Genomic DNA, 24,514 nt, shown 5'->3' with positions numbered 1-24,514 from the left:
TTGTCATCAGTCGAACTTGATCAAGTCCTTGAAGATCAGCTGCCCCCAGCTTTTCCCGCGCGCATGCACAAGCAGTCCACCTTCCGAAAGCCCGCCAAGTTTGATTGGCGCGAAACCGAGATTTTCCGCAAGCTCGCCAATCGTCGCTGCGGCGCCGTCATCGTCGCTCGCGAGAAACACGACTCTCCTGCCACCGTGGACGGCCGGATCCTGATCAAGGACGGCCGCGACCAGATGGTTGAAGCCTTTCACCAGCCTGGCTCCGGTGAACACCTTCGCGACGAAGGCAGAGGACGGGAGACCGCTCAGTTCCTCGAGCGGTGCCTGCGTGTTCATCGCGTCGACGATGGTCTTCCCCGTCCAGTCGGGCAGTGCTTTTGCGACCTCCGGATGCGACTCGAAACGAACTGCCAAAAAGATGATGTCCGCCTTGACGGCTTCGGTCAGGGTTTTGGGAATAATCGTGGGTCCGATCGCGGCTGCCTCGGCTGCAAAGCTTTTCGGGTCGCGCGTGGTTGCAACGGCCACTTCGATACCGTTGCGGGCGAACGCCTTGGCAAGTGCGTGGCCAATCTTGCCGAAGCCAATGATTGCGTAACTCATATGTTTCTCCTTCGTTTCCCGGCGCGGTCAGAGCTTGTAACCGCCACTAGCTTCAATCGTTTGGCCGGTCACCCAATGGCCGTCATCGGAGGCCAGGAACGTTACGACGGCGGCGATTTCCGACGGCTCGCCAAAGCGGCCCAGCGCGATTTGGGCCTCGGCCGCCTTGACGAGCTCGGGATTCTCCCGAAGATCCGCGTTCGCATCCGTTCGCGTGAAGCCCGGCGCTACGGCGTTCGCGGTGATGCCACGCGGCCCCAGCTCGATTGCGAGCGTATGGGTCAGGGTGTTGATGGCCGCTTTCGCCATCGAGTAGACGGGCGCAGCCGTCACGGGCTTCGTTGCGGCAGCGGAAGAGATGTTGATGATGCGTCCACCATCGGCGAGACGATCGAGAGCGGCCTGAATGATGAAGAAGGGCGCGCGGGCGTAGACCGCCATCAGGGTGTCCCAACTCTCCGGCGTCGCGTCCTTGAAGCCAACCCAGCCGGAATTGCCAGCGTTGTTGACCAGAATGTCGAGGGCCTTGCTTCCGTTCCGCTTGGTGAACTCGTCGTCAAGTCTCTCGAACAACGCCGGGACGGTCGCCGGGTCGACGAGATCCGCATGGATCGCGAACGCGGTGCCTCCCGCTTTCTCGATGGCCGCGACCACCTCGTCCGCGCCGGATTTGCTGGCGTTGTAGGTCAGCGCAACCATCGCACCGTCCTTTGCAAGACGTTCGGCGATGGCGCGGCCAATGCCCCGCGATGCCCCGGTAACGAGAGCTGTTTTGCCCTTTAGAGATTGTGTCATTGCGTTTTTTCCTCAGAGTTGTGCGAGGCCACCGTCAACGGCGATCTCGCTGGCGGTCATGAAGCTGCTGTCCGACGACGCAAGAAAGGCGGCCACCGCCCCGATCTCCGCCGGATCGGCCATACGCTGGAGCGGATTGAGCGAAGCGAAGACCTTCATGCCTTCCTCGCCCAGCGCTTCCTTCGCGAGTTCGGTCGCGGTCGGCCCAGGGGACAGCACGTTCACCCGGATACCGGTGCCTTTCAGGTCCTCTGCCCAGGTCCGTGCGAGGTTGCGCACGGCCGCCTTGCTCGCGCTGTAGGCGCTGAATGCCGGGGCGCCCGTGGTGCCGGCGCTCGATCCGGTCAGGATGATCGAACCGCCCTCGCCCATCAGAGGTAGCGCCTTCTGGACCGTGAAGATCGAACCCTTCACGTTGGTGTCGAAGATTTCGTCGATGTGCCCGGCGGTAATCTTGCCGAGTGGCAGCTGGCTTCCCACCCCGGCATTGGCGAAGACGACGTCGAGGGTTCCGCGCTCGGCCTTCACCGCCGCGTAGAGCCGGTCGAGGTCGGCCAGGTCGGAGACCGAGCCCTTCACTGCGCGGGCATTGGGCCCGAGGTCGGCCACAGCGGCGTCGAGTGCTTCCTGCCGGCGGCCGAAGATGAAGACGAAGGCGCCCTCCTCTATGAAGCGCTTTGCCGCGGCGCGGCCGATGCCGGTAGCGCCCCCGGTGATCACCGCGGTCTTTCCATTCAGTCTGTTCATGCCCTGCATCCTTCGAAACAAAAGCGACAAATCGATTCTGAGGCCCTTGATTCATAAAGACAATTGACTGAATATGTATGAATACCATCTACTTTCTAGATAGATATATATGTTGGACAACGTCACCATCAATCAACTTCGGGCATTCGTCGCCGTGTGTGACCAGGGAAGCTTTTCCGGAGCGGCACGGCAGCTAAGGCGTGCACAGTCCGCGATCAGTCATGCGATCAGCTCGCTCGAGAGCGCCTTTGATGTGGTGCTGTTCGAGCGCAACACGCGCAAAGCGACGCTGACGGCCGCAGGCCGCAGCCTCCTGCCTGACGCGCGTGGGGTAATCTCGCGCACCGAGGAAATGAAGATGCGTGCGGTTGCGATTGCTGAAGCCGGAGTCCCACAGGTCTCGGTTGCCGTGGATACCTATTTCCCACGTGCGCACCTGATCGAATGCCTGCGCACCTTGCAGGCGGACTTTCCAACGGTTGCAATCAATCTGCGCATGACAACCATGCAGGGTGGCGAGCGTGTGGTTCTCGAAGGCACGTGCGCATTGGCGGTGACGATCACGGACGTGCCGGAGCTGAGCCCCGGCACCATAGAACGGCAGCATCTATGTGACTCGCAAATGGTGACCGTCTGTGCACCGTCGCATCCGCTGGCCTCGATCGCGGGGCCAATCCCGCGGGAGGAATTTGGCCGGCACATCCAGCTTGTTGTAACGGACAATCAGCCCGATGCGGAAAAGACACAACAGGGGGTCGCCAGCGAACGCCAGTGGTGGGTGAATGACCTCGGCGCGAAGCACGATCTGCTCAGGGGAGGCTTGTGCTGGGGCCACATGCCGCGCCATATCGTCGAAGAAGACCTCGCGAAGGGAACGCTCGTCGAACTCCAACGGCGCGCATGGCACATGCGTCCTCTCACCTTCATGATCTCGCTGCGGCGCGGGTACTCTATTTCCGAATGCGAGGCACGACTCGTTGAGCTTCTAGGCGATCGCCAGAACTGCCCAAAGGATGCTACCCAGAGCCCGGTCTTGCACAAAACCAAAAAAGCCAGAAAGCCCGCCAAGCGTGAGGAGCGGCCAATGCGGCCTGTCGCTCCTCGGCGGACGTCCGCCAAGTAGATGGCCGGAAGCCCGCTTTCTGGAGTCTTCGATGGCAGCAATGCTCGGAATCGAGCCAGTCGGATCCTCGAGAATCAACCGGCGGAAACGGGTTGTCCTGAGCCGGCCGCCGTCGGGCTCTGTGCGGCCATGGCGAGACGTACGCCAAGATAGGTGAGACCTCCGTTTTGCGTCAGTAATCGGACATCCAGTTCCGGCCTCTTTGCGGTGGACATCGCTCAGACAAGCGTTTGGTCTAAAGAATCGCCTCCCATTGTCGTAATCAAGGATGTTTAGGGAAATCGGGGGCGACGTGAAACGGCAATTCTGGATTGGAATCGGTTTAATTTGCGCGGCGCTTAGCGGATGTGCAACTCGACAACTCGTGGCCACGCCTTTGGCTGAATCACGGGTCGGCGTGAAGAGCTATGCAGAGATGTCTTATCAGCCACTTGCACTGAACGATGCAAAGACGATTGACTTCGACGCGAGCACTTCGCCCGTGGCTCGATTTCCAGACGGCCTTGGCGTCTATGCCGCCTTCTCCTTGGACCAACAGTCCACAGCGACAGTTTTGTGCGTCCGTACGTGGTTTTCGAGTACATGGTTGCCGCTGGCAACGGTGCTAAAGCCGTATGTCATGTTCCTCGATGCTGACAAGCGTGTTGTCAGCAATGTCGAGTCATTCGAGGGCACGAACGGAGCGACCTTCGTGAAGGGTAGCTACAGACAAGGCTACTTTATCGTCCCTCCGGCCGCGCGATTCTTTATCGTCTACTCGGCTTCGTCGGAATCCGATCGGATGGTTCTCACGGCGCAAACCGGCAAACGGTGGGGGATCCCCAATGCATATAGCGGCACGGTTGAGGTCAGGCAGGAGTTTCAGCACCAATGAAAGTAAAAACACTAGCGATGAGACTACTGACTAGATTGACGATGTTTGCGTTTTCCTTGTCGGTAACAGGATGTGTAACAACAAACTACATGCCACCGTCAGGCGTGCCGACGGCAAACGTTCGTTTTCGCGAAATCGGCGAAGGGGCATTCTTCCTTTATCAACCCCCTCCGTTGCCGGGTTGCTACTTGCCGAGCGATCCACTGGGCGGCGAGCCCATTGGCGTGGCGAGCGTTCCATTCAAAAACGACCACACAATCATTCTCTTTTCGACACATCGACAGCAGCCGCGGCTGGGGATGCCAATCGGTGACACTTATATCGACCGAAGTTACTTCGAACTCAGGATGCAAGCGGATCATTTGCTGACGCTGCGTGTTGCCCTGCCGGGACGAGCCCAATACGATAGCGCCTTTCGCTTCACCCCAAAATCTGGGGAAAATTATGAGGTAACAGTCCATCCGGGAACGCCGCTGAAGGTCGATGTGTATCACATTGACGGCCACGACGGACACTACTCCGTGGAGCGTGTTGAAGACCTCGAAATCATTCGGCAATGTTCTTGAGCGTCGCGATGCGGTCGGCCGTTGAGGAGTGAGCTTGGGTCATTCGGTCTGGCACGATGAATGCCCGCTTCGAGTCGATTTGCGCCGGTCCCAGCAGCCGGGACCGCAACTGGCCGAGTCGGCCACCAACGGTCGTTCGACATCGTTGGAGAGATCGCAGAAAATCCACCAAAAATGGGCGAAATCCAAACGAGGATCAGATGCGCTAGCGTTGAGTCCACACAAGGCTCGGCTGTGATACGACAGGAAGCTCTATGCCAAATTTCTCATGGGAACCGTTGGATTTTCTTGAAGCACTTGAAGTCGTTCCGGTAGTGGGCGAGTATGGAATTTACTATCAGTATCTCGTTTCGAGAGCGCCCCTTTCCTTGAGTTTAACGATATGGCCGATCGATTGCGACGTCGAGGTCTTGCTTAGGAATGAAGGGGTTGCAGAGCCGTTTGTTCGGCTCAACCTGCTCGATTGTCCGGGGGCACGTGTCATCCGAGACGATCAGCGCACATATATTGAATTTTCTGCTGCACGGCTGTTCGGAGGGCGTTTCGACCTTGCACATACGCCGCCCTACGGATTTCAATTGCAAATTCAACCGTTTATCCAGCTTTCGACGTTTTCATATCATGTCTGATGAAATTTGAACGTTGTGGATAAGGTTCGTCGTGGTCAATTACCTCGGGCAGGACCTAACCCGTTCCAGTAATTCTGGGCATTCAAACTGTCCGCTCCGGGTCGGCAAGCAACATCCACGAGAATCCACGAAGACCCAAGAAAAAGCCGGCACCAGGCCGGCTTCGTCGTTCAAGCACAAAAGACCACACACGCCCCTTCACCGCATGCACGCCGCAGCCAGCTTCCCGACCGCGATCACCGCCTGCTCGATCTCCGGCGACCACGGGCTGCTGTAGTTCAGCCGGATGAAATTCCGATAGCTGTCCGTGATCGAGAACATGTAGCCCGGCCCGATCGTGATCCCCTGCTCCAGCGCGAGCTGGTACAGCCGCATCGCATCGACCTGCGCAGGCAGTTCGACCCACAGCACATACCCGCCCGCCGGGCTCGAGATGCGCGTGCCCTCCGGAAAGAACCGCGACACCATCGCGCGCATCAGGTTCGCCTGCTGCGCGTACGCCTTGCGGATCCGCCTCAGGTGATGCTCGTACCCATCGCGCTCGAGAAACTCGGCGATCGCCAGTTGCGGCAACGACGGCGTCGCGAGCGTGTTCAGGAATTTCAGCTTCTCGACCTGATCGCGATAACGGCCCGGCAACGCCCAGCCGATCCGGTACGCAGCCGTCAGGCTCTTCGAGAACGACGAGCAATGCAGCACGATCCCGCTGCGGTCGTACGACTTCAGCGAACTCGGATGCGTATCGCCGAAATACAGTTCGTTATACACACCGTTCTCGATGATCGGCATGCCGGACTTCGTTGCGAACTCAACCAGCTCGCGCTTGCGCTCGTCGGGCATCTGAAAGCCGAGCGGGTTCTGGAAGTTCGGCATCACCATGCACGCCGCGATCGGCTGCGACTTCGCGATCGCGGCCAGCGCGGCGATGTCGATCCCGTATTCCGGATGCGTCGCGACCTCGATCGCCTTCATCCCCATCCGCTCGATCGCGTGCAGCATCGCGTAGAACGTCGGCGACTCCACCGCGATCGTGTCGCCCGGCTTCGCCACCGCCTGCAGGCACAGGTTGATCGCCTCCGTCGCGCCGACCGTCACGATGATCTCGTTCGGGTCCACCGACATCCCGTTTTCCAGGTAACGACGCGCGATCTGCCGGATCAGCCGCGGATGGCCGGGCGGCAGCCCGTCCGTCACGCCCCACAGCGACTTGTCGCGGCCGGCCGCATACGCATAGCGGTTCAGCTTCTCGAACGGGAACAGGCTCGGGTCCGGATACGGCGAGCCGAGCGGCACCGCGTCGTCGGTGCCGATCGAGCGCAGCGTCGACAGCACGAGCCGGCTCACGTCCACCGACGACGAGATCGCGATCGGCTTCGACGGCCGCAACTCGCGCACCGGCGCGTGGCTGTCGTCGCGGCGCAGGTTCACGAAATAACCCGACTGCGGGCGGCTTTCCAGCAGCCCGCGGCTTTCGAGCAGCAGGTATGCATGCAGCACGGTCGTGATGCTGATCCGGTGCTGCTGGCTCGCCTGCCGCACCGACGGAATCCGGTCGCCGTGCCGGTACACGCCCTGGCGGATCAGGCGCTCGATATCGTCCGCGAGTTTTTCATAGAGCTTCATCGCGCGCCTCCCGCCGGCATGCGCCGCCGCGCCGCCATGCTGTGCGCGTCCGAAACGCGCGTGTTCCACCCGCCGACCGGGCCGTCGTGATTCCTGATCCTTCCCTCCGGTTTTGCCTTTTCCATCACACTGGCTCTCTCTTGAAGATGCGCCGGCAGGGTTCCGGTACGACAGGATCTGCGGCACTGTGCACTTGATGATGGAATCTTAAAAGCAGAACAGTCAGCGACGAGTACACACATCGATCGCGCGAACAAGAGTACAGTTCGGCGCGAATCGCGCATGGCGGGAGAACTGTACGTCTTATGAAATCCCCGGGCGGCCTGAAGCCTTGCGCTGCGCCGCCGGCGCCAGAACGACGCGGCCGGCCACCTCGACGTCAGCGAGTCGTTCATGGTCAAGGCCGAACGCGGCGCCGACACCGTGCGGTGGGCAAGGTGTTCCAGGTCCTGCAGGGGCTCGGCGTACGGATCGTCGTCTACCTCCCCAATGCGAGCGACAAACTGCTCGAACGCGAATCGGCGAAATCGATCGCGTCGTGTTCTCGGAAGTGGCGCGCGCGGTCGACCTGCTCGTCAGTGTGTCCGCATTCGCGCTCGACGACGACGCGACACGCGCGGCAGCCGCCGCCGTGCTCTCCGTCGACCCGATCCGCCAGCGCGAAATCGAAGCGGAACGCTGGCAGCGCCTGAACCGGCTGTCGGATTTGCCGCTGGGTGTGATGGCGCGGCATCGCAAGCACGTGCTGTCGCTCGTGTTCGCCGACGCGATTGCGCAAGGAAGGATGACGATCGACGAACGCCACGTGCGCGTCGGCACGTGGTCGGTGCATTGCGCGACCGGCCGCGTGACGCGCGACGGCGAACCCGTCGAACCCGCGACCGAGCCGCCGCCGTCGCCGTCGCCGCTGCGCGCGGTGCCGTGGCTGCCTTACGACGAAGCGCTGCTGCAGCGGATCGTCGACGTTGTCGCGGGCCTGCTCGACTGAGCGCCCGCCGTCAGATCGAGCCGAACAGCGCGCGCGGCCGGTCCTTCAGCGTGCCGGACAAAATCCGCAGCCCGTTGACGAGCTCGTCGCGCGTGGCCGGGCACGCGAGGTTGATGCGCACGCCGTGCTCGATTTCCGCGCGGTCGACCGCGAACGTCGACGACGGCATCACGATCACGCCGCGCGCCTTCGCGTTCGCGGCGAAGTCGTCGGCGCGCCACGGCGGCGGCAGCCGCAGCCACACGAACATGCAAGCAGGGTCGGACTTCAACTGCCCGGCCGGCAGCAGTTCCCGCGCGAGATCGACGCGCGCGCGGATCTCCGCGAGTTGCGAGGCCATGATCCGCTCGGCGGTGCCGTCCTCGATCCATACCGTCGCGATCAGCATCGACGTGGGCGCGGGCATCCATGCGGTCGTGCGCACCGCTTCCGCGCACAGCGCGACGCTGTCGCGCGGGCAGCTCAGGTAGCCGAGGCGCAGCCCCGGCGCGAGGACCTTCGATGTCGCGCCGATATGGAACGTCAGCTCGGGGCACAGCCCCGCGATCGCCGGCAGCCGGTCGCGCACGAGCGGGCCGTACACATCGTCCTCGATGATCGTCACGTGATGGCGCCGCGCGACGTCGACGAGCGCCATCCGGCGCGCGAGGCTCATCGTCGTCACGGTCGGGTTCTGCAGGTTCGGCACGACGAAGATCGCCTTGACCGGCATGCGCTGGCAGATCCGTTCGATCTCGTCGGGCAGCAGGCCATCGTCGTCGGCCGGCGCGCTGACGATCTCGAACTGGAACACCGGCGCGAGCGCCTTGAGCCCGTAATACGTGAGACGATCGGCAACGATCACGCCGTCGGTGCCGATCAGGCTGTTCAGCACCGCGTACAGCCCGTGCTGCGCGCCGCTCGTGACGACCACCTGGTCGCGCGATGGCGCGAAGCCGGGCGCGGCAAGCCACTGCGCGCCGGCCGCGCGTGCCCAGTCGGGCCCCTGCGGCGGCTGGTATTCCTGCAGCGCGGCGAAACGCGGGTCGTTCGGCAGCGTGCCGAACGTCTGCGCGAGGCTCGCGAGAAACTCGCCGGTCGCCGGGCGGTTCACGGTCAGGTCGATCACGCCGTTGCCCGCCGCGAGCGCCGCACGGGCCGGCGCGATGCTCGGCATCGCGCCGCCGGTGACGAGCGAGCCGCGGCGCTTGCTGCCGATCACGAGGCCGCGCAGCTGCAGTTCCTTGTACGCGCGGGACACGGTCGACACGTTGATGCCGAGCTCGGTCGCGAGCTGGCGCTGCGGCGGCAGGCGGCTGCCCGGCGGATATGTGCCGTTGCGGATTTCCTCCTCGATCGAGCTCGATACCTCGACATAAGTCGGCCGCTTCGCCTGCACCGGCACACCGCCGTCGCGCTCGCCGGAAAGTTTGTCTGATGCCATTTATCGCCTGTGACCACACAAAAAGCGTTTGTCTGCCATTCTGGCCTGCCCAGCGATTGTATATGACATCCCCTCCCCGTCAAACGTCAGCGGAAAAGTCTGTTGAATCAGCCTGTTGAAATCGGGTAAACACTAACGCCACACAATCTCATTTTGATTGCACACAAAAAATTACTGTGTGATTCTTAATCTCAACTTTGTGTGAACCATGTGTGCCGGAGGGAATGCGTCATGGCGAACGTCGCCATCGTGGGTGCAGGCTTCATCGGGCTCGGCGCGGCGGCATGGCTGCAGCGCGACGGGCATCGCGTGACGCTGTTCGATCCGGCCGGCGTCGGCCACGGCGCGTCGTTCGGCAACGCCGCGACGTTCGCGCCGTACGGCTGCGTGCCGGTGAACGGCCCATCCGTGTTCCACGACATCCCGCACTTCCTGTTCGCCGCCGACAGCCCGCTGCGCATCCGCTGGCCGTACCTGCTGCGCGGTGCGCCGTGGCTCGCGCGGTTCCTGCTCGCATCGACGCCCGCGCGTCACGCACGCAGCGCGAGCGCGCTGGCCGCGCTGCTGTCGCGCGCCGCCGACGGTTATGCGCCGCTGCTCTCCACCGCGCGGCTCGCGGCGTTCGTGCGGCCGCGCGAATGCCTGTACCTGTATGCGCGGCAGGCGTCGTTCGATGCCGCGCAGCCGTCGCTCGCGCTGCGGCGCCGGCTCGGCGTGCCGTTCGAGTTGCTCGACGCGAACGCGATCCGCGGGCTCGAGCCCGCGCTCGCGCCGATCTTCGAGCGCGGCGTGCTGTTCGTCGGAAGCTGGTTTTTCTCCGATCCGCACGGGTTTCTCGGCGAACTGTTCGCGCATCTCGCAACCGGCGGCGCGACGCTCGAACGCGAGCGCGTCGAGCGGATCGAGCCCGTCGGCGACGGCGTGAACGTGCACGCGGGCGGCTCGGTGCGCACCTTCGATCACGTCGTCATTGCCGCGGGCGCCCGCTCGCGTGAATTCGCGGCTGCGTGCGGCGACGCCGTGCCGCTCGATACCGAGCGCGGTTATCACGTGCAGTTCGCCGCGCATGAGCAGATCGTCACGCGGCCGGTCGGCTGGGCCGAACGCGGTTTCTACATGACACCGCTCGACGAAGGGCTGCGCGCGGCCGGCACCGTCGAGCTCGGCGGCTTCGACGCGCCGATGAACCGCTCGCTCGTCGCACTGCTCACGCGTTCGGCACGCGAGGCGCTGCCGTCGCTCGGCGCGCCGGCGCGCAGCTGGCTCGGCTTCCGGCCCACGCTGCCGGACGGCGTGCCCGTGATCGGCTGCGCGCGGCGCAGCGCGCGCGTGATCCACGCATTCGGTCATCAGCATCTCGGCGTGACGCTCGCCGGCATCACCGGGTGGATCGTCGCCGACCTCGTCGCCCAGCGCGCACCGCCGCTGGACCTCACGCCATACCGGGCCGCGCGATTCTGACGCGCGCCGCGATTTCAACCACAGCAAGGAGGCATCCATCATGAATCGTCGTAACTGGCTGGTTTGGCTGGCCGTCTGCTCGATCGGCGCGGTCACGGTGTCCGCGCAGGCCGCGGACCCGGAAACCATCAAGATCGGCTTCGCCGGCCCGCTGACGGGGCCCGTCGCGCGCGTCGGCAAGGACCTGCAATACGGTGCGCAGCTCGCGCTCGACGAGGAAAACGCGAAGCATCCGACCATCGGCGGCAAGCCGGTGCGCTTCGTGCTCGACGTGCAGGACGACCAGGCCGATCCGCGCATCGCGATCCAGGTCGCGCAGAAACTCGTCGACGACGGCGTGGCCGGCGTGATCGGCCACTACAACTCGGGCTGCAGCATCCCCGCGTCAGCCGTCTACCGGCAGGCGAACGTCGCGATGATCACGCCCGGCTCGACCAATCCGCAACTGACGATGCAGGGTTTCAAGAACGTGTTCCGCACGATGGGGCACGACGGCATCGGCGGCGTGGTGGCCGGCCGCTTCGCGGTCGAGCAGCTGAAGGCGAAGCGGATCGGCATCATCGACGATCGCACCGCGTTCGGCCAGGGGCTTGCCGACGCGTTCGAGAAAGGCGTGAAGGACGCGCACGGCAGCGTCGTCGGCCGCGAATACACGAACGACAAGGCCGTCGATTTCCGCGGCATCCTGACGACGATGAAGAGCAACAACGTCGACCTGCTGTTCTTCGGCGGGCTCGACGAACAGGGCGCGATGCTCGTCAAGCAAATGCGCTCGCTCGGCATCCGCGCGCAACTGTTCGGCGCCGGCGCGCTGAAAAGCAATGCATTCCTGAAGATCGCCGGCAATTCGGGCGAAGGCACGCAGGATCTCGAACCGGGCCCCGCGCTCGACAAGCTGCCGTCCGCCGTCGCGTTCGCGCAGCGCTACAAGGCGCGCTTCAACCAGGACGTCGAGCTGTATGCGCCGTTCGCGTACGACGCGGCGCTCGCGATGATCGCGGCGATCCGCAAGGCCGATTCGGTCGATCGCGCCAAGATCGTCGCGAGCCTGTCGGGCGTGTCGGTCACCGGCGTGACCGGGAAGATCTCGTTCGACGAGCGCGGCGACCTGATCAAGCCGCCCTACACGCTGTTCCGCGTCGAACAGGGACAGTGGCGCAGTATCCGCACGGTCGGCGGCGCGTCGAACTGAGCGGCAGGACAGCGGACGGCGTCGCCTACCGCGCCGCCTGCTGCCGCTGTATCTCCTGCGCTTTCATCTGCAGATACGCGCCCTTTTCCACTTCGTGCAGTTGCTGCGGATACTGTTCGGTCGCGTCGAACCAGCGCGCGAGGCGCTGGTCGAGCGGCTTGTCGAGCGTCGCGAGATACGTGTCGATCGCGAGGTAGTAGCGCATCGTGTTGCGCTCCAGCAGCCCGCGCACGCCGCCGATGTACTGCGGCTGCGCGGCCGATGCGCCGCTGGCGGCCGTAAACCCGACCTTGTCGCTGCCGACCGTCGCGAGGTAGGTCTTCATCGCCATCCGGCCGACCGTGCCGAAGCCGTACGAATACGTGAGGTGCAGGAACGTGCGCGACGCGCCGACCGGCACGGCCTCCAGCGCGATCCGGTAATCCTTCGTGCCCATCGGTCCGCTGTCCGCGGTCAGGTCGACCTGGAAGTAGTCGGGCGTCGCGGCCGCCACGCGATAGCGGAACTGCAGGCGATAGGTATCCGGCAGCTTCTGCTGGATCTTGCGGCCGACGTTCATGTCGAGCACCGGGCCGTTGCCGTCGCTCGATGCGCGACAGTACTTCGTGTTCAGGTGCAGGATCAGCACCGCGCACCAGTTCGCCGGGCCTTGCGCGGAATCGTTGAACTGGCCGTTCACGACCGCGAACGGATAGTCGACCACCGCATAGATGTCGCCCTTCAGCGACGACGACGCCTCCGACGATTCGAGGGTCAGCGGCCGGTGAAACGCGTTGTCCTTCAGTTGCGCGCCGAGGCTGTGGTAGCGGTCGAGCAGCGCCGCCGCGCCGCCTGCGCCGTCCGCGCCGAACGCCAGCGCGCTCCAGCCGACACAAAGGGCCGCGACGAGCGCGTGCCAGGCGCGACGGGCAAGCTGCGCGCCGCGCGGATGTCCGGATGTCTCCATTCTTGTGCTCCCTCCGGGCGCGCGGTGGTCGCACGCATGTGTCACAGAATACGCCTGCGCGCTGCACGACGTGGCGCTTCGCGCATGCCCGCTATCGGCTTCGCTTCACCGGCACCGGCAACTGCGCCGCGGTGATCCGGATCAGCGCCGACAGCCATTCGCGGTCGTCCCAGCGATCGCCGGCAATGACGAGGTGCGGCTTCGCGCTCGGATACGGCGGGCCTTCTTCGCAGGTGCCGAGAAACGCGCGGCCTTCGGGTGTCGGCTTGACGAACAGCCGGTCGTCGCAGACAAGCGCGACCATCTTGCCGTCGCAATAGATGCCGTATTCGCCGAACATCTTGCGGGCCGATACCGTGCCGGCCGCCGCGATCTGCTCGACGATGAAATCGACCGTGCCCTGGCTCGATGCCATTCGCTGCTCCTGGTGAAAACGTGTATGACCGCAGTGTGCGCCGGACCGTTCCGTCTTGTCGGCGGATACGCTGCGGTGCGTCATTCATTCGCAGACGGGAAACGCGCCCAACCATCGACCGCCGTCGTCGCATGTGCGTTGCCTGCCAACACCTTCCGACTCGCCTACTTGTCGGCCGCAAACGCACTCGACATCTGCCGCGCCCGCTTCACATCGTCGCCATGCAGATAAATCGACGTCGTCGAAATCGACGCATGCCGCAAGTTGTCTCGCACGGTCGTCAACTCGGCCCCGCGCGCGAGCGCATGCGTCGCATGCGTATGACGCATCCAGTGCGGGCTCGCCTGCCGCAGCTTCTGCGCGAGCGCCGGGTTATCGACATCGACGACCTCGGCCGTCTGCGCGAAAAAGCGCTGCATCACCTTCCACAGCCGCACGCTCGTGATCGCGGCCGCGCCGTCTTCCGCGAGGCTCGGGATCAGCGGCGTATCGGGCCGCCAGCGCACCGGCGTGACCGGCAGCCGGCGCGCGACCAGGTGACGATCGAGCGCCGTGCGCGCCAGCGGCGGCAGTGCGACGCGCGCGGCCTTGCGTCCCTTGCCGATCACCTTCAGCCACGCGTCGCCGTGCGCGTCCGTCTCGATGTCGCCGAGCGTCGCGCCGACCAGCTCGCTCGCGCGCAGCCCGGTCGCATAGCCGAAATCGAGAATGAAGCGCAGCCGCTGCGCCGCGGCGAGCGTCCAGCCGGACGACGCGTCCTTGCGGAACTCGAGCCCGTCGGCGATCGTGCGGACCAGCAGCCACTCGCCTTCGGTGAACGCATGCGACGTGTCGAGTGCGTTCGGGCCGCGCGTGTCGCGCACCTTGACGCCCGCGAACGGATTCGCGAGCAGGTAGCGTTGCTCGATCAGCCAGCGGAACAGTGCACCGAGCACCGACAGCGTGTACGCCGCCGAACGCGCGGACAGCCCGCCCGAGAACGGCCGCCAGTCGGGCGCGCCGCGCGGCCGCACGGGCCCGACCCAGCGTTCGTGCGGCGTCGGGCGCCGCACGAACGCGCGATACGCGACCGCATCCTCGGTCGTCAGCGACGACAGCGCGCGGCCGCGCTCGACGATCGCCCACAGGATCAGCCGCTCGGCCTCCTTCCGGTATGCGCGCCGCGTCGCAGCCGATTCGTGCAGCGACAGCCATGCGTGCACGGCCGCGTAATCGTTGTCCGCGTCGAGCGTGCTGGTCGCGCGCGGTGCGCGGAACGTGCCGGCCGAACCGTCGACTTCGTGCGGCAGCTTCAACTGCTCCCACGGCACGATGCTGCCGCGCGGCGTCGCGGCGATCAGCGCACGCGCCCGTTCGGTCAGGTCCGGATGCGCGGCAAAAAACGCCTCGATGCGCCGCGCACTGGCCATGCCGAGGCCAGGAATCGCGCTCCACCACTGACGCCGGCGCGGAATCCGCACGGTCAGATCGGCCAGCGTCGCGATCCCGTGCGCACGCAGCGCGGCGACCGCGCGCGCGGGCAGCCACAGGCCGACGTCGTCGCTGATCTGCGGGACCGGCGCGCGCGCATGACGCAACATGCCGATCGCTTCGGTCGCGGCCTTCGCCTCCCGTACACGCTCACCGTCGGGATGAGCGAGCCGTTCCGCGAGATCGGGCCGGCCGGCCAGCCGCGCGACGCGCACGAGGCGACGGCGAATGCCGCCGATCACGCCGCGCGCCGAACGCCCTGCGCCGAGCCGATCGGGCAGGTAGCGTTCGACGGCCTGGCGCACGGTCATGCCCGCGTACCACGCGCGCAGCGCGGCCAGTTCGTCGGCGTCGGGAAAGCCTGCGGGCGCAGGCGCGGAATCGGAGGAAGGCGGTGAGGCGAGGCGCGGTTTCATGGGCGCCAGTTTGACAGAAGCGCGCGCGGCCGGAAACGTCGCGCACGGTGTTCCCGGCACGACGATGGCGATGCGCGATGCCGAACCGCTCCGCCATCGCGCCGGCGCATCGATCGAACCCGTCAGCCCGTGACCGGCGTGCGCCGCACTTCCGACAGGTAGATCAGGATCAGCGACACCCACACGATCCCGTACAGGAACATGAAGCAGGTCGTGCGCACGCGCAGCAGGTCGAGCAGCACGCCGAACAGGATCGGCAGCAGGAAGCCGCCGAGCCCGCCCGCGAGCCCGACGATGCCCGTGACGACGCCCATGTTGTCCGCGAAATCGTCGGCGACGTACTTGAAGGTCGACGCCATCCCGAACGCGAACACCGCGCCCAGCGCGAAGGTCAGCGCGACGAAGCCGGCCACCGGCATCGACACGTTCAGCGTCGCGGTGCCGTCGATCGTATGAATCACGAAGTCGGTCGCCGGATACGACAGCAGGAACAGCGCGATCCACGCGACCCACAGCCCCCACCACGTGACCGCATGCGCGCCGAAGCGGTCGGACAGCGCGCCGCCGAGCGCACGCAGCACGGAACCCGGCAGCGAGAAGCCGGCCGCGAACGCGGACGCCATCACGAGCGACATCCCGTATTCGCTTTTCAGGTACTGCGGAATCCACAGCGACAGCGCGGTGAAGCCGCCGAACGTGATCGAGTAGTACTGGCAGAGCCGCCACACGCGCGGGTCGCGCAGCACCTTGAACGAATCGAGCCACGAACCGCCGCGCTTGCCCGCGCCCGGATCGGGCGCCGACGCGAACCAGAAGATCAGGGCCGTGACGAGCAGCGCGACCGCATACACGCGCGGCACGAAGCGCCAGCCGTACGCATTGAGCAGCAGCGGCGTGACGAACAGGTTGACCGCCGCGCCGCTCGTGCCCGCGCCGAACACGCCCATCGCGAGCCCGCGCCGCTGCGGCGGGAAGAAGCGCGCGACATACGGCGTGCCGACCGCGAACGACGCGCCGACGCAGCCGAGGAACAGCCCGATCAGCAGGAACTGCCAGAGCTGCGTCGCATAGCTGACGATATAGACGGGCACCGCGCACACGACGAGCAGCACCGTCATCACGATGCGGCCGCCGAAGCGGTCGGTCCACGTGCCGAGCGGCAGACGCATCAGCGCGCCGGTCAGCACGGGTGTCGCCGTGAGCATCCCGAACTCCGTGCTGTTCAGCCCGAGATCGGTGCGCAGCTGCACGCCGAGCACGCCGAACATCATCCACACGACGAAACACACCATGAACGCGAGCGTGCTCGCGGCCAGCACCGACCACGCGCGCAGCGGGATGGCCGGCACGTTCGCGACCGACCCGGCGTTACCTTGTTGAGTTGCCATATGCAAAACCCCGTTATTGGACCAGCGGCCCGTTTGCGCCGTCGAATTCGACGCCTTCGACGCGCGCACTGCCCGCGAGAATCGCCACGTACTGCCGCATCGCCCGCTGCCGCACGCGTTCCGACAGGTACGCGGCGATCTGCGCGGCGGCTTCGTCGAACGGCACCGCGTCGCCCGGTACGCGGCGCTCGATCCGCACGATGTGGAAGCCGAAGCGCGTGTTGACCAGTTTCGGCAGCACGCCGAGCCCTTCCGTGTCGAACAGCGCGGCCTCGAATTCCGGCACCGTGTCGCCGCGCAGCAGTTGCCCGAGGCTGCCGCCGATTTCCGCCGACGGGCAGTTCGACGACGCGCGCGCGACCGCTTCGAACGTATCGGGCGCGGCGACCACGTCGGCCAACGCCCTTTCCGCACGCTGTCGCAGCGGCGCGAGCGGCACGCGGTCCGTCACCGCGAACAGCACATGGCTCGCATAGACGATGTCGTTGCGGCGAAAGCGCGCCGGATACTGCGCGTAGTAGCGCTCGCAATCCGCGCGGTCGGGTTCGGGCACGTGCGTCAGCTCGCGCTCTAGCAACGCGTCGACGGCCGCGTCGTCGAGCGGCGCGCGTTCGTCGAGCAGCGCGAGCGATACCGCGCGCTGCCGCAGCAGCTCGCGCACCGCGAGCGAACGCCGTGCCGCATCGATCGGATCGAGTGCGTCGCCGTGATGCGCGGACTCGGCCGCGATCGTGTCGTCGTCGATCGCGACGCCGTTGATGCGCAACGCGACAGGCGCGTCGGAGAGAACATTGTTCATGCGGCCCCCTCAGCGCTTGCGCACTAGCTGGTACGGGCGGATCAGGTACGCGACCGACGCGATGCCGCTCCAGATATGCACCATCCGCGTGAACGGCGACACGAGGAAGATCGTGAAGCCGAGCAGGATATGCAGCCGGTACGTGAGCGGCACGCCGACGAGCAGGCTCGCGATGTCCGGCCGGAACGTGACGACGCCCTTCACATAGTCGGTGAGCTGTTCGAACATCGCGCCGTCCATGTGCCGCGTCGACAGCACGACGGTGCCGAGCCCGAGCGCGAGCTGCACCCACAGCATCAGCACGATCAGGATGTCCGACTTGCGGCTGTTGCGGCGGATGCGCGGGTCGCCGAGACGCCGCCAGATCAGGAGCGTCAGCCCGATGATCGCCGCGACGCCGGCGGCACCCCCCGCGACCATCGCGACGAGCTGGTGCCCGGACGCCGACAGGAACGGCGACACGAGCCAGTGCGGCGCGAGGAAGCCGCCGAAGTGCCCGAGCACGACGACGAGCACGCCCCAGTGGAACAGGTTGCTGCCGAGCCGCAGCATGCCGTGGCGCAGCAGCTGCGACGAATCGCTCTTCCACGTGTACTGCTCGCGGTCGAAGCGGATCAGGCTGCCGACCAGCAGCACGGCGACGCAGATGTATGGGTAGATCCCGAACAGGAACTGATGCAGAGTGTCGTTCATGTGTTTCCCCAGTTGGGCCCGCGCTTAAGCGCCGCGGGCGGGCCGCTTGTCGTGGAATTGAACCGTCTGCTCGGCGGGTGTCGCGGCGCCGACGAAGCGCACGGCCTCGTCCGCATACGACGCATCGAGCGCGCGGTAATCGTCGGCACTCGGCCGCTCGGCGGCCACGTCGTCGGTGGCGGCATCCGGCGCGTCGACCGGCGCGAGGCCGGCCATCGGCAGCAGCGCGCCGACGACGAAGCTGTAATGGCTGCCGCGCTGCGCGAGCGCGCCGGCCAGCGCGCGCAGGATCTCGCCGGTTTCGGCGAGCAGCTTGCGTGCGTCGGGCGCTGGCAGCCGCGACAGGTATTCGAGGAACACGGGCAGGTAGTCGGGCAGCTCGCCCCGGTTCAGGAACAGCCCGTGCCGCTCGTACATCTGCAGCAGGTCGACCATCGCCTGCCCGCGGTCGCGCGATTCGCCGTGCACGTGCTCGAACAGGTACAGCGATGTCGCGCGGCCGCGGTCGAACAACCCGACATAGTTCTCCTGCAGCGTGAGCAAATCGCGCTCGCGCACGTAGCCAAAGAACCGGTCGAGGCCCGCGCGCACCGTTTTCGGCAAACGCACACCGTCGCGCAGATGCGCTTCGATCGAATCGAGCGCGGCGACGAGCGTATCGTCGGGATAGTCGAGCAGCGCCGCGAGCGCCGCGTAGGTCGGATCGGTTGTGGTGCTCATCGCGAGGCCTCGTGGATCGGAATCGTCTTCGTGCCCTTCTTCGTGCTGAACAGGCTCGCTTCGGAACGACCGTCCGAACAGCCGTTGCCGAACGAGAAGCCGCACGATGCGCGCAGGTCGTACGCGTTCTCCGCATACTCGCGGTGCGTCGTCGGGATCACGAAACGATCCTCGTAGTTCGCGATCGCGAGGTAGCGATACATTTCCTCGACCTGCGCGAGCGACAGCCCGACCTGGTCGAGCACGCCGCGCGCGTCGATGCCGTCCACGTGACGCGCACGCATGAACGCGCGCATCGCGAGCAGCCGTTCGAGCGCGAGCTTCACGGGCGCCTCGTCGCCGGCCGTCAGCAGGTTCGCGAGATAACGCAGCGGAATGCGCAGCGATTCGACGTCCGGCAGGTAGCCGTTCATCCCGAGCGCGCCGCTGTTCGCGGCCGCGTTGATCGGCGACAGCGGCGGCACGTACCACACCATCGGCAGCGTCCGGTATTCCGGATGCAGCGGGAACGCGATCTTCCAGTCGATCGCCATCTTGTAGGCCGGCGAACGCCGCGCGGCATCGAGCCACGCGGCCGGCACGCCATCGCGCTCGGCCTGCGCGATCACGGCAGGATCCTCCGGGTCGAGAAACAGCGACAGCTGCGCTTCGTACAGGTCCTTTTCGTTCTCCGCGCTGGCCGCTTCGCTGATCCGGTCGGCGTCGTACAGCAGCACGCCGAGATAACGAATGCGGCCCACGCAGGTTTCCGAGCACACGGTCGGCTGGCCGGCCTCGATGCGCGGATAGCAGAAGATGCACTTCTCGGCCTTGCCGCTTTGCCAGTTGTAGTAGATCTTCTTGTACGGGCATCCCGACACGCACATGCGCCAGCCGCGGCACTTGTCCTGGTCGATCAGCACGATGCCGTCTTCCTCGCGCTTGTAGATCGAGCCCGACGGGCACGCCGCGACGCACGCCGGGTTCAGGCAGTGCTCGCACAGGCGCGGCAGGTACATCATGAAGGTGTTCTCGAACTGCCCGTAGATGTCCTTCTGCACCGATTCGAAGTTGTAGTCCTTCGCGCGCTTCTCGAATTCGCCGCCGAGGATTTCCTCCCAGTTCGGCCCCCACTCGATCTTCTCGAGCCGCTGGCCGCTGATGAGCGAGCGCGGCCGCGCGACCGGCATCGCGCGCGTGTTGCCGGCTTCCTGCAGATGCGCATAGTCGAACGTGAACGGCTCGTAGTAGTCATCGATCTCGGGCAGGTGCGGGTTCGCGAAGATCTGCGCGAGCAGTCGCCACTTACCGCCGAGGCGCGGCTCGATCTTGCCGTCCGCGCGCCGCTGCCAGCCGCCGCGCCAGCGGTCCTGGTTCTCCCAGTCCTTCGGGTAGCCGATGCCCGGTTTCGTCTCGACGTTGTTGAACCACGCGTACTCCATCCCCTCGCGGCTCGTCCATACGTTCTTGCAGGTCACCGAGCAGGTATGGCACCCGATGCACTTGTCGAGGTTCAGCACCATCGCGATCTGTGCGCGTACCTTCATGACGTTTCTCCTACCCGTGCCTGCGTTGTCGGGTCGACCGCGGTTTCTTCACCATCGAGCCAGTCGATCTTGTTCATCCTGCGCACGATCAGGAACTCGTCGCGATTCGAGCCGACCGTGCCGTAGTAGTTGAAACCGTATGCGAACTGCGCGTAGCCGCCGATCATGTGCGTCGGCTTCAGCGCGATGCGCGTGACCGAGTTGTGGATGCCGCCGCGCGTGCCGGTGATCTCGGAGCCCGGCGTGTTCACGATCTTCTCCTGCGCGTGGTACATCATCACCATCCCGGACGGAATCCGCTGGCTGACGACGGCCCGTGCGCACAATGCGCCGTTCGAGTTGTAGCACTCGATCCAGTCGTTGTCGGCCACGCCGATCGCCTTCGCGTCGTCCTCCGACATCCACACGATCGGGCCGCCGCGCGACAGCGTCAGCATCAGCAGGTTGTCCGTGTACGTGCTGTGGATCCCCCACTTCTGGTGCGGTGTCAGGAAGTTCAGCACGCGCTCGGGATTGCCGTTCGAGCGCTTGCCGACCATATGCGCATAGCTGCCCGTATCCACCGGCGGCTTGTACGCGCACAGCGATTCGCCGAACGCGCGCATCCATGCGTGATCCTGGTAAAGCTGCTGGCGGCCGGTCATCGTGCGCCACGGCACCAGTTCGTGCACGTTCACGTAGCCGGCGTTGTACGACACGTGCTCGGATTCGATCCCGCTCCACGTCGGCGACGAGATGATCTTGCGCGGCTGCGCCTGGATGTCGCGAAAGCGAATCTTCTCGTCCGCGCGCGCGGCGGCCAGGTGCGTATGGTCGATGCCGGTGATGCCGGACAGCGCGCGCCACGCCTTCACCGCCACTTCGCCGTTGGTCTCGGGCGCGAGCGCGAGGATCACCTCGGCCGCGTCGAGCGCCGTATCGATGCGCGGACGCCCTTGCGCGGCGCCGTCGGCCACCTTGTAGTTGAGCTCGCCGAGCAGCTTCACTTCGTCCTTCGTGTCCCAGCCGATGCCCTTGCCGCCGTTGCCGAGCTTGTCCATCAGCGGCCCGAGCGACGTGAAGCGCGCATACGTGTTCGGATAGTCGCGCTCGACGACGGCCACGTTCGGCATCGTGCGGCCCGGCACCGGCTCGCATTCGCCGCGCTTCCAGTCCTGCACATCGAACGGCTGCGCGAGTTCGCCCGGCGTGTCGTGCGCGATCGGCGCGAGCACGACGTCGCGCTCGACGCCGAGGTGCCCGTCGCACAGTTCCGAGAAACGCTTCGCGATCCCCTTGAAGATCTCCCAGTCGCTCTTCGATTCCCACGCGGGATCGACCGCCGCCGACAACGGATGGATGAACGGGTGCATGTCGGACGTGTTCATGTCGTCCTTCTCGTACCACGTCGCGGTCGGCAGCACGACGTCCGAGTACATGCAGGTGGTCGACATCCGGAAGTCGAGCGTGACCAGCAGGTCGAGCTTGCCGCGCGGCGCTTCGTCGTGCCACGTCACTTCCTCCGGGCGCGTGCCGCCCGTCGCACCGAGATCCTCGCCCTGCACGCCGTTGGTCGTGCCGAGCAGGTGCTTCAGGAAATACTCGTGCCCCTTGCCGGACGAGCCGAGCAGGTTCGAGCGCCACACGAACAGGTTGCGCGGGAAGTTGCCGGGTGCATCGGGATCCTCGCTCGCCATCTTCAGTGCACCCGATTTCAATTGCTGCGCGATATCGGCGCCGGCATGCGCGGGATCGGCGAGACCCGCGCCGACCCTCAGCGGATTCACTGCGAGCTGCGGCGCGGACGGCAGCCAGCCCATCCGTTCCGCGCGCACGTTGTAGTCGATCGGCGCGCCGTGGAACTGCGACTTGTCCGCGAGCGGCGACAGCAGCGTGGCCGGGTCCATCGGGTCGTAACGCCACTGGTCGGTGTGCGCGTAGAAGAACGACGTCGCGTTCATCTGGCGCGGCGGGCGGTTCCAGTCGAGCGCGAACGCGAGCGCGGTCCAGCCCGTCTGCGGCCGCAGCTTCTCCTGGCCCACGTAGTGCGACCAGCCGCCGCCCGGCTTGCCGATGCAGCCGCACATGATCAGCATGTTGATGATCGCGCGGTACGACATGTCCATGTGGAACCAGTGGTTGATCCCCGCGCCGATGATCACCATCGACTTGCCCTGCGTCTTGTGCGCGTTCTCCGCGAACTGCCGCGCGACCGAGATCACGTCCGCGCGCTTCACGCCGGTGATCGCCTCCTGCCACGCCGGCGTGTAGGGCAGGTCGTCGTCATAGCTCGCGGCCACGTCGCGGCCGCCGAGGCCCTGGTCGAGCCCGTAGTTCGCGACGAACAGGTCGTAGACGGTCGCGACCAGCATGTCGCCGTTGCGCGTCGCGACGCGCCGCACGCCGATCCGGCGCGACAGCTCGGAAGCATGCTGCGTCGAGTTGAAGTGTGCATGCGGCTGGTTGCCGAAGTACGGGAACAGCACGTCGACCACGTCGTCGTGCGCGACCGTGCACGACAGCCGCGGCGACAGCGCCGCGCCCTTCGACGTCTCGCCGCGCAGGTTCCACTTGCCCTTGTCGGCGTCGTTCTGCTGCCCCCAGCGGAAGCCCACCGAGCCGACCGGCACGACGAACTCGCCGGTCGCGTCGTCGATCATCACGGTCTTCCAGTCCGGATGCGCGGCCTCGTCGAGCGCGTCGTCGAAGTCGGACGCGCGCACGAGGCGCTCGGGCACGTAGCCGTCGCCGTGCGGCACCAGGCGCACGAGGCACGGCATGTCGGTATAGCGCTTGCAGTAGTCGGCGAAGTAGTCGCTCTTCCCCGCCAGATGAAATTCCTTCAGGATCACATGACCCATCGCGAGCGCGAGCGCCGCGTCGGTGCCCTGCTTCGGGTGCAGCCACAGATCGCCGAACTTCGCGCCTTCCGCGTAGTCGGGGAACACCGACACGACCTTGGTGCCGCGATAGCGTGCCTCGACGAGGAAGTGCGCGTCCGGCGTGCGCGTCTGCGGGACATTGGAGCCCCACATCATGATGAATGTCGAGTTGTACCAGTCGGCCGATTCCTGCACGTCGGTCTGCTCCCCCCAAGTTTGCGGCGATGCCGGAGGCAGGTCGCAATACCAGTCGTAGAAGCTCAGGCACACGCCGCCGATCAGCGACAGGTAGCGCGAACCGGCCGCATACGACACCATCGACATCGCCGGAATCGGCGAGAAGCCGACCACGCGATCGGGGCCATGCCGCTCCACCGTGTGCACGTTGGCCGCCGCGACGATCTCGTTGACCTCGCTCCAGCTCGCGCGCACGAAGCCGCCGAGCCCGCGTCGGCTCTGGTACGCACGCCGCGCTTCGTCGTCGTCGACGATCGAGCGCCACGCGTCGACCGGCGCCAGCGTACGCCGGCGCTCGCGCCACAGCTTCACGAGCGCGCTGCGCACGAGCGGATGCTTGAGGCGGTTCGCGCTATATAGATACCAGGAGTACGAAGCACCGCGCGAGCAGCCGCGCGGTTCGTGGTTCGGCATGTCGGGACGCGTGCGCGGATAGTCGGTCTGCTGGGTTTCCCACGTGACGATCCCGCCTTTCACGTAGACCTTCCACGAGCACGAACCCGTGCAGTTCACGCCATGGGTCGAGCGGACGATCTTGTCGTGCTGCCAGCGCATCCGGTAGCCGTCTTCCCATTTTCGGTCTTCGTCCGTGACAGCGCCGTGTCCGTCGGAAAAGCGTGGCCGCGTGGTGGAGAAATAACGCAATCTGTCCAGGAAATGGCTCATGGGGATCTCGTTTTTCCGGTCTTTTGGTAGACCCTGATTATTTAAGGAGGTGAAATACCGGTTGTAAAGGACGACTTGATTTCGGCCGCCCCACCCTTTTTCACCGTGCTCGAAGCGATTGTCGTGTGGATCGACATATCATGACTTGATACAAATCACGATATCGTTGATCCGGCCGCAGCAACGAAACCCGATGGGGAGCGAGCGCGCGGCGCGCGCCTGTTATGCTGCGCACTGCATTCCAGCGTCATCCGTTTCGTTCGCCTCCGCGAATCACGTGGCAACGAGCGGACTCCGCATTGAATTGCAATGGACGATCCGGCATCCGCAGCCCGCTGTTTATCGAAGGTTGC

General features: G+C 65.5%; 22 protein-coding genes. 7 read left to right on the top strand and 15 right to left on the bottom strand.

The window, feature by feature from the left end; translation table 11 throughout:
* Positions 1 to 6: 6 nt before the first annotated feature.
* Genes KVT39_RS11935 through KVT39_RS11925 form a run of 3 tightly spaced genes read right to left on the bottom strand, consistent with a single transcriptional unit; the run spans position 7 to position 2,145 of the window.
* Positions 7 to 603, bottom strand: coding sequence for an NADPH-dependent F420 reductase (locus KVT39_RS11935; protein ID WP_217589133.1), 597 nt, complete (start codon positions 601 to 603; stop codon positions 7 to 9).
* A 27-nt stretch (positions 604 to 630) separates the two neighbouring features.
* On the bottom strand, positions 631 to 1,398 hold the full coding sequence (locus tag KVT39_RS11930) for an SDR family NAD(P)-dependent oxidoreductase (protein ID WP_034184523.1): 768 nt from the start codon (positions 1,396 to 1,398) through the stop codon (positions 631 to 633).
* Positions 1,399 to 1,410: 12 nt separating this feature from the next.
* Positions 1,411 to 2,145 carry an SDR family NAD(P)-dependent oxidoreductase gene (locus tag KVT39_RS11925; protein ID WP_217589132.1) on the bottom strand — a complete coding sequence of 245 codons (735 nt, stop codon included), beginning with the start codon at positions 2,143 to 2,145 and terminating at the stop codon, positions 1,411 to 1,413.
* Positions 2,146 to 2,254: 109 nt separating this feature from the next.
* Here KVT39_RS11925 and KVT39_RS11920 point away from each other — a divergent pair, with 109 nt between their 5' ends.
* From KVT39_RS11920 to KVT39_RS37970, 4 genes are all read left to right on the top strand, one after another.
* Complete coding sequence (locus KVT39_RS11920; RefSeq protein ID WP_217589131.1) at positions 2,255 to 3,268, top strand: LysR family transcriptional regulator; 1,014 nt, start codon at positions 2,255 to 2,257, stop codon at positions 3,266 to 3,268.
* 364 nt (positions 3,269 to 3,632) lie between these two features.
* Positions 3,633 to 4,142 (top strand): hypothetical protein, encoded by a 510-nt coding sequence (locus tag KVT39_RS11915; RefSeq protein WP_217589130.1) that lies wholly within the window; start codon positions 3,633 to 3,635, stop codon positions 4,140 to 4,142.
* Positions 4,139 to 4,708, top strand: a complete 570-nt coding sequence (locus KVT39_RS11910) for a hypothetical protein (protein ID WP_217589129.1) — start codon at positions 4,139 to 4,141, stop codon at positions 4,706 to 4,708. The genes KVT39_RS11915 and KVT39_RS11910 overlap by 4 nt, the downstream gene beginning before the upstream one ends.
* A gap of 254 nt (positions 4,709 to 4,962) precedes the next feature.
* On the top strand, positions 4,963 to 5,337 hold the full coding sequence (locus KVT39_RS37970) for a hypothetical protein (protein WP_243567003.1): 375 nt from the start codon (positions 4,963 to 4,965) through the stop codon (positions 5,335 to 5,337).
* Positions 5,338 to 5,535: 198 nt separating this feature from the next.
* Here the strand turns inward: KVT39_RS37970 and KVT39_RS11900 are convergent, their stop codons facing one another.
* Positions 5,536 to 6,960, bottom strand: coding sequence for a PLP-dependent aminotransferase family protein (locus KVT39_RS11900; RefSeq protein WP_034184677.1), 1,425 nt, complete (start codon positions 6,958 to 6,960; stop codon positions 5,536 to 5,538).
* A 538-nt stretch (positions 6,961 to 7,498) separates the two neighbouring features.
* Between KVT39_RS11900 and KVT39_RS11895 the strand changes: the two genes are divergently transcribed.
* The gene (locus tag KVT39_RS11895) at positions 7,499 to 7,948 is read left to right on the top strand and encodes a hypothetical protein (RefSeq protein WP_254640456.1); all 450 of its coding nucleotides are present in this window, start codon (positions 7,499 to 7,501) and stop codon (positions 7,946 to 7,948) included.
* 10 nt (positions 7,949 to 7,958) lie between these two features.
* Here KVT39_RS11895 and KVT39_RS11890 read toward each other — a convergent pair whose 3' ends face one another.
* Positions 7,959 to 9,371: a PLP-dependent aminotransferase family protein gene (locus tag KVT39_RS11890; protein WP_034184528.1), complete on the bottom strand. Its 1,413-nt coding sequence runs from the start codon at positions 9,369 to 9,371 to the stop codon at positions 7,959 to 7,961.
* Between the two features lie 231 nt (positions 9,372 to 9,602).
* Here KVT39_RS11890 and KVT39_RS11885 point away from each other — a divergent pair, with 231 nt between their 5' ends.
* The gene (locus KVT39_RS11885; RefSeq protein WP_034184529.1) at positions 9,603 to 10,832 is read left to right on the top strand and encodes an FAD-binding oxidoreductase; all 1,230 of its coding nucleotides are present in this window, start codon (positions 9,603 to 9,605) and stop codon (positions 10,830 to 10,832) included.
* Here the strand turns inward: KVT39_RS11885 and KVT39_RS38655 are convergent.
* Positions 10,804 to 11,064, bottom strand: coding sequence for a hypothetical protein (locus tag KVT39_RS38655; protein ID WP_368858917.1), 261 nt, complete (start codon positions 11,062 to 11,064; stop codon positions 10,804 to 10,806). The two genes, KVT39_RS11885 and KVT39_RS38655, sit on opposite strands and share 29 nt — an antisense overlap.
* Here KVT39_RS38655 and KVT39_RS11880 point away from each other — a divergent pair.
* Complete coding sequence (locus tag KVT39_RS11880; protein ID WP_368858922.1) at positions 10,960 to 12,024, top strand: branched-chain amino acid ABC transporter substrate-binding protein; 1,065 nt, start codon at positions 10,960 to 10,962, stop codon at positions 12,022 to 12,024. The two genes, KVT39_RS38655 and KVT39_RS11880, sit on opposite strands and share 105 nt — an antisense overlap.
* 25 nt (positions 12,025 to 12,049) lie before the next feature.
* On the opposite strand, the gene KVT39_RS11875 is transcribed toward KVT39_RS11880, so the two are convergent.
* The 9 genes from KVT39_RS11875 to KVT39_RS11835 all read right to left on the bottom strand — a co-directional run bounded on the left by KVT39_RS11875 (position 12,050) and on the right by KVT39_RS11835 (position 24,161).
* Positions 12,050 to 12,970 (bottom strand): hypothetical protein, encoded by a 921-nt coding sequence (locus tag KVT39_RS11875; protein ID WP_034184531.1) that lies wholly within the window; start codon positions 12,968 to 12,970, stop codon positions 12,050 to 12,052.
* A gap of 91 nt (positions 12,971 to 13,061) precedes the next feature.
* Positions 13,062 to 13,385 carry a TfoX/Sxy family protein gene (locus tag KVT39_RS11870; protein ID WP_034184532.1) on the bottom strand — a complete coding sequence of 108 codons (324 nt, stop codon included), beginning with the start codon at positions 13,383 to 13,385 and terminating at the stop codon, positions 13,062 to 13,064.
* Between the two features lie 164 nt (positions 13,386 to 13,549).
* A complete protein-coding gene (locus tag KVT39_RS11865; RefSeq protein ID WP_034184533.1) occupies positions 13,550 to 15,271 on the bottom strand; it encodes a site-specific integrase in 1,722 nt (573 codons plus the stop codon).
* Between the two features lie 122 nt (positions 15,272 to 15,393).
* Positions 15,394 to 16,659 (bottom strand): nitrate/nitrite transporter, encoded by a 1,266-nt coding sequence (locus tag KVT39_RS11860; RefSeq protein ID WP_034184534.1) that lies wholly within the window; start codon positions 16,657 to 16,659, stop codon positions 15,394 to 15,396.
* Positions 16,660 to 16,672: 13 nt separating this feature from the next.
* Positions 16,673 to 17,458 carry a peptidylprolyl isomerase gene (locus KVT39_RS11855; RefSeq protein ID WP_034184535.1) on the bottom strand — a complete coding sequence of 262 codons (786 nt, stop codon included), beginning with the start codon at positions 17,456 to 17,458 and terminating at the stop codon, positions 16,673 to 16,675.
* Positions 17,459 to 17,467: 9 nt separating this feature from the next.
* Positions 17,468 to 18,151 carry a respiratory nitrate reductase subunit gamma gene (narI, locus tag KVT39_RS11850; RefSeq protein WP_034184536.1) on the bottom strand — a complete coding sequence of 228 codons (684 nt, stop codon included), beginning with the start codon at positions 18,149 to 18,151 and terminating at the stop codon, positions 17,468 to 17,470.
* A 24-nt stretch (positions 18,152 to 18,175) separates the two neighbouring features.
* Positions 18,176 to 18,871 carry a nitrate reductase molybdenum cofactor assembly chaperone gene (gene narJ / locus KVT39_RS11845; protein WP_034184537.1) on the bottom strand — a complete coding sequence of 232 codons (696 nt, stop codon included), beginning with the start codon at positions 18,869 to 18,871 and terminating at the stop codon, positions 18,176 to 18,178.
* Positions 18,868 to 20,397 (bottom strand): nitrate reductase subunit beta, encoded by a 1,530-nt coding sequence (narH, locus tag KVT39_RS11840; protein ID WP_034184538.1) that lies wholly within the window; start codon positions 20,395 to 20,397, stop codon positions 18,868 to 18,870. The genes narJ and narH overlap by 4 nt, the downstream gene beginning before the upstream one ends.
* Positions 20,394 to 24,161, bottom strand: coding sequence for a nitrate reductase subunit alpha (locus KVT39_RS11835; protein WP_034184539.1), 3,768 nt, complete (start codon positions 24,159 to 24,161; stop codon positions 20,394 to 20,396). The genes narH and KVT39_RS11835 overlap by 4 nt, the downstream gene beginning before the upstream one ends.
* Positions 24,162 to 24,514: the final 353 nt, after the last annotated feature.

The organism is Burkholderia sp. GbtcB21 (assembly GCF_019091065.1).
Lineage (GTDB): Bacteria > Pseudomonadota > Gammaproteobacteria > Burkholderiales > Burkholderiaceae > Burkholderia > Burkholderia pyrrocinia_C.
This window is presented reverse-complemented; position numbering and strand designations above follow the sequence as displayed.